The following is a 241-nucleotide window of genomic DNA, read 5'->3' on the forward strand; positions in this document are numbered from 1 at the left end:
GGACGCCTGCTCCCCGGCGAGGATGCGGGCGAGGAGGTCGGGCGGGGTGCGGTCGACCGCGGCCAGCACCCGGGCGGTGCGTGGGGTCACGTAGGGGTACGCGTAGATCTGGCGGTGCGGGTGGGGGAGCGTGACGCCGATCGCCTCGCCCCGGTTCTCGAGCGGGAAGACCTGCTGGATGCCGGGGAGGGGGGACAGGGGGGGGGGGCGGTCGGCCCAGGCCTCGACCACGGTGCGGGCG

At 77.2% G+C, this 241-nt stretch carries 1 pseudogene; it reads right to left on the reverse strand.

Going from position 1 to position 241, the window contains the following annotated elements:
- Positions 1-241: pseudogene (locus KVS71_RS18445) on the reverse strand (galactose-1-phosphate uridylyltransferase); the annotation flags it as partial.

Origin of the sequence: Microbacterium sp. GbtcB4, assembly GCF_019091465.1 — a bacterium.
GTDB lineage: Bacteria > Actinomycetota > Actinomycetes > Actinomycetales > Microbacteriaceae > Microbacterium > Microbacterium paraoxydans.